We start from the raw sequence: 3,931 nt of genomic DNA, 5'->3' as shown, positions 1-3,931 counted from the left end.
CTGAACCCGGCGTTCGGCAACGAGTGCGAGAACGACTGACGCGCTGACGCGCGCGCAGCATCGGCTGCGACCTGGCCGGCCCCGGGACAACACCGTTCGTTCCGGGGCCGGCTTTCCCACTTCTACCAGCAGGAGGACAACGAGATTGCGACAGACCCTGAGCAGGGGAATGGTCGCGGCAGCGGCTGCGACAGGCATCCTGTCCCTGTGCGGCGGCGCCGCTCTCGCCGACTCGTCCGCCGACGGAGTCACCAAGGGCTCGCCGGGCGCCGTGTCCGGCAACACCGTCCAGGCGCCGGTCGACGTACCGGTGAACGCCTGCGGGAACACCGTCGACGTCGTCGCCGCGCTCAACCCGGCCTTCGGCAACTCCTGTGCCAACGGGGCGGACACCCACGGTGGTCAGGGCGACCGCGGCCACGGGCGTGACCGCCACGAGGCGTCCGGGCACGGCGGCGGCAACGACGCGTTCCACGGACACGGCGAGGACCGGTCCCACGGAAACGGTGAGGCCTGGCCCCGCGGTGACGGCGCGGCCTGGCCCCGCGGTGACGGTGAGGACCGGTCCCACGGTGACGGCGGGGACCGGTCCCACGGCGACGGTGGCTACGGGGACGACGACGGTGGCTACGGCTACGGCGACACCCCTCCGACGAAGCCTCCGCAGACGCCCCCGACCCAACCCCCGCACACGCCCCCGACGAAACCCCCGAACACCCCGCCGCCGACCGAGCCCCCGCACACACCTCCACCGGGTGGCCAGGAGTCAACCCCTCCGGGTACGCCCCCGGGTGGCCACCACAGCCCGCCGCCCCCCGGCGGTCAGGAGCAGCCGCCCAGTCTCCCCGAGACCGGCGCCGAGGCCCTGTTCGGGGCCGCGGCCGGCAGTGCCGCGCTCATCGTGAGCGGCGTCGTGCTGTACCGGCGGGGCCGGGCGGCGTCCCACCGCTGACACAGCGGGTGCCGGACGCGAGCGCCCGGCACCCGTGCAACCGGTGGGATCAGCACTGGTCCGGGAAGAAGAAGCCGAGCAGCGGGATGCCCAGCAGGGTCAGTCCCAGGCTGTCGTGCTCGTTGCACTCCCGGGAGGTGGACTGGTCGCCGGCCTCGGAGAGGAGGTCCGCGTCCGAGGCGGCCGCGGTGCCGCCGAGGACGGCGACGCTCAGGGCCAGGCTGGAAAGCACCGTGGCGGTGCGCTTCATGTGAGTCATGGGAATAAAATAGGCATTTCACAACAGAAACCGCGTACTTCTGCCGGGCCAGCCGGGTGAACCGCCCCACTCGAAAGCCTCAGCGCCGGTGGCGCGCATTCCTCTCATATGACTGAGTGTCAGTAAGTGGAGGAGAACGCGAGAGGGGCGGCCCATGGCCACACAGCAGCGACGCGCACGGTCCCGGCGGCTGGTGATCGTCGCGGCGGCGGTCGCCGCGGCGGCGGCGCTGACGTCCGGTCACACGGTCGCCGCGGGCGCCGGACCGGCGCGGTACGCCGAGCCGCCCGCACCGGCCACCGCCGCCACACCGGCAGTCCCCGCCGCCACACCGGCGGCGCCTGCCGCCCCGGCCGCATCGCCCGCCGCCCCGGCCGCATCGCCCGCACCCTCGGCTTCCCCGGGCCCGACCGCTTCCCCCGCTCCTGCCGCGCACGTCCCGGCCTTCGGCGCCTACCTCGACTACGGGCCCCGTGGTGTGGCCCGGATGGCCCAGCTCAGCACCTGGCTCGGCGGTGCCGAACTGCGCGTCGGGCACACCTACCTGCCGGGCGACCGCTGGAGCAACATCGAGGGGCTCCCCGGCTTCCTCGACGTGTGGGCGAACTGGCGTCGCGAGCGGGCCGACCGGCTGCTCGTCCTCAACGTGCCCATGATGGAGCGCAACGAGGAGGGGGTGCCGGACCAGGAGGTGCGCCGGCTCCTGCGCCAGGGCGCCGAAGGCCGGTTCGACCACCACTTCCGCCGGCTCGCCGAGCGGCTGGTCGAGCTGGGGGTGCCCGACACGGTCCTGGTGCTCGGCTGGGAGATGAACGGCATCACCTACACCCACCGCTGCGGGCCGGACCCGGAGGCCTGGAAGCAGTACTGGAACCGGATCGTCACCACCATGCGCTCGGTGCCGGGCCAGAAGTTCCGGTTCGACTTCACCCCGAGCCGCGGCCGGGACGCCGTTCCCTGGACACAGTGCTACCCCGGGGACGAGACCGTCGACATCATCGGCATGGACGCCTACGACCAGCCGCGCGGCATGTCGTTCGACGAACAGGTGAAGGAACCCTACGGGCTCCAGCACCACGTGGAGTTCGCCAAGGCCCGCGGCAAGGCCATCTCGTTCCCGGAGTGGGGACTCTTCCGCAACGGTGACAACCCCGAGTACATGAAGCGCATGCTCGCGTGGATGGACGAGCACAAACCGCTGTACCAGACGCTCACGGACTACTGCCCGCACGGCGTCTGGCAGTGCGACGACAACCCCCGGGCCTCCCAGATCTACCGGTCCTTCCTCTTCGGCCGCGACGACCGGCCGGACCCGGCCCCCAGCACACCGGCTCCCAGCACACCGGCTCCCAGCACACCGGCTCCCACGACACCGGCCCCCACGACCCCTGCGCCGACGACACCGGCCCCCACCCCGGAGCGTCCGGCGAACTGCTCGCCGCTGAGCCTCGGCGACTGGGTCGAGTACTGGATCGGCGGCAAACTGTGCCTGCGCCTCGACTGGTGGTCGCGCACGAGCTAGCCGGGACGTGCCCTCCTGCCGCCGGAGACCCGGTCAGGACCCGCCGCGTTCCCGCAGGCGCCGCAGCAGCTCCTTGCCCCGCCTCCGGACCGCCGCGTCGCACAGCGCCGCCGTCAGCAGCGGCGCCGTGCGACGCCGGGCCAGCAGCAGCCGCTGGTTCACCACCACCCGCGGACGCCAGTGGTGCTTGTAGGGCTCGTTGCCGCGCAGCAGACTCAGCGTCGTCGGCGTGCCGTCCTTGGTGTGGGTGGCGGTCGAGTCGAGCAGCATCGCCGCCACGTCCGCCTTGCGTGCGCGCAGCTCCGGATGGGCGCCGTACAGATAGCCGCCCGCGAGCCGGGGCGACAGCAGCGTCACGTCCACGGCCACGACCTCGTCGTCCAGCCGGAACTCGGTGACCACCGCGTTCCCGGTGCGCACCATCGGGCCGACCGACCGCACCAGATGCTCGCGGAACCGGGTCCGCAGGTGCTCCGACGTCACCTTCCGGCCCTGCCACTGCAACCGGTGCAGCTCCAGCAGCCGCAACAGGGCCGTCTCCACCTCCCCGGGGGGGACGACGTGGCGCTGGATGCCGAGCGCGTCCAGCCTGCGCAGCTTGGCGCGCAGCCGCTGCTGGGTCTTCGACGGCAGCCGGGCGATCAGCTCGCCCATCGGCGCGGCCGGCAGCTCCAGGCAGACCGAGTCGTCCACCCGGCCGCGGGGTCCGGCCCACCGCTCGTAGACCTGTTCGGCCGCGCCGCCCGGCCGCACCTCGCGCAGGTCGATCAGCGCGGCCCGGGCGGCGACCGCGAGCGCGCCGGTGAGCGCGGCCAGTGCCCCCTCGCCGTGCTCGTCGTCCAGCAGCACGTCCCCGTAGTCGGAGATCGCCCCGCCGAGCGGCACCAGCGCCGGCAGCGGGCGCCGTACGCGCATCAGCGGCGCCGCCGCGACGAGCGCACCGCTGTGCCGCACCAGCACCAGCCGCAGCCGGCCGCGCCCGCCGTACGACTGCCACCACGAGTGCAGCCAGGCGTGGCTCTGGAACGGGGTGGCGGACGCGCACCGCCGGTGCAGCCGCTCCCAGTCGGCGGCCAGGCCCGCGAAGTCCCGCTCGTCGGTGACCAGCTGGGCGGTGTAGGTCACAGCTGCCCGTGGGTGTCGGCGGCGACGGCCGGGCCGGGCACGGCGGCGGGGCGCCCGGCGCGCTCGGTGGCCC

At 73.6% G+C, this 3,931-nt stretch carries 4 protein-coding genes; 2 read left to right on the top strand and 2 right to left on the bottom strand.

The window, feature by feature from the left end; translation table 11 throughout:
• Positions 1 to 145: 145 nt before the first annotated feature.
• Positions 146 to 952 carry a chaplin gene (locus GTY56_RS02160; protein ID WP_237524347.1) on the top strand — a complete coding sequence of 269 codons (807 nt, stop codon included), beginning with the start codon at positions 146 to 148 and terminating at the stop codon, positions 950 to 952.
• A 49-nt stretch (positions 953 to 1,001) separates the two neighbouring features.
• Here GTY56_RS02160 and GTY56_RS02155 read toward each other — a convergent pair whose 3' ends face one another.
• Complete coding sequence (locus tag GTY56_RS02155; protein WP_159029575.1) at positions 1,002 to 1,211, bottom strand: hypothetical protein; 210 nt, start codon at positions 1,209 to 1,211, stop codon at positions 1,002 to 1,004.
• A gap of 154 nt (positions 1,212 to 1,365) precedes the next feature.
• Here GTY56_RS02155 and GTY56_RS02150 point away from each other — a divergent pair, with 154 nt between their 5' ends.
• Positions 1,366 to 2,733: a glycoside hydrolase family 26 protein gene (locus tag GTY56_RS02150; RefSeq protein ID WP_161361884.1), complete on the top strand. Its 1,368-nt coding sequence runs from the start codon at positions 1,366 to 1,368 to the stop codon at positions 2,731 to 2,733.
• 33 nt (positions 2,734 to 2,766) lie between these two features.
• Here GTY56_RS02150 and GTY56_RS41475 read toward each other — a convergent pair whose 3' ends face one another.
• Entirely contained in the window at positions 2,767 to 3,387 is a 621-nt protein-coding gene (locus tag GTY56_RS41475; protein ID WP_524540064.1) for a GNAT family N-acetyltransferase, read from the bottom strand.
• Positions 3,388 to 3,931: the final 544 nt, after the last annotated feature.

The organism is Streptomyces sp. SID5643, assembly GCF_009872555.1.
Classification (GTDB): Bacteria; Actinomycetota; Actinomycetes; order Streptomycetales; family Streptomycetaceae; genus Streptomyces; species Streptomyces iakyrus.
This window is presented reverse-complemented; position numbering and strand designations above follow the sequence as displayed.

Coding starts and splice junctions, on each gene's coding strand:
- GTY56_RS02155 (WP_159029575.1), bottom strand. CDS start 1,211: ATGACTCACATGAAGCGCACCGCCACGGTGCTTTCCAGCCTGGCCCTG.
- GTY56_RS02150 (WP_161361884.1), top strand. CDS start 1,366: ATGGCCACACAGCAGCGACGCGCACGGTCCCGGCGGCTGGTGATCGTC.
- GTY56_RS41475 (WP_524540064.1), bottom strand. CDS start 3,387: ATGGGCGAGCTGATCGCCCGGCTGCCGTCGAAGACCCAGCAGCGGCTG.